1 pseudogene is annotated in these 406 nt (G+C 66.5%); it reads right to left on the bottom strand.

Annotated elements, in window-relative coordinates:
• Positions 1 to 406, bottom strand: a pseudogene (locus EN969_RS35065) (4-(cytidine 5'-diphospho)-2-C-methyl-D-erythritol kinase); the annotation flags it as partial.

Below are 406 nucleotides of genomic sequence, written 5' to 3'. Positions count from 1 at the left end.
CGCGTATGTCGAGAGCGGCGCGCTTTGCGACATTCCCGGTCTCGAACAGTCCGAAGCAGGTGGCGCCGGAGCCCGACATGCGGGCAAATCCTGCCCCGGCCTTGTTCAGCACCGACAATGCCTTGCCGATGGCCGGCTGGATCGCGCGGGCTGCAGGCTCCAGATCGTTGCGCGTGATTTCCAGCCAGTTACGGATGCTGTGGAAGTCGATTCTGCTGGGCAGCGGCGGCAGCACGTCATTGTCCCGGCTGGCGAGCGCCTTGAACACCTCGGCAGTGGAGACGGCGGTGCCCGGATTGACCAGAACCAGGCCGAGCGCCGGAAAATCCGGGACGCTCGACAGCTCGTCACCGATGCCGCGCGCGACCAGGGGTTTTGCCGCCAGGCACATGGGGATGTCGGCGCC

Source organism: Mesorhizobium sp. M7A.F.Ca.CA.003.01.2.1 (assembly GCF_003998945.1).
Taxonomy (GTDB): Bacteria; Pseudomonadota; Alphaproteobacteria; order Rhizobiales; family Rhizobiaceae; genus Mesorhizobium; species Mesorhizobium ciceri.
This window is presented reverse-complemented; position numbering and strand designations above follow the sequence as displayed.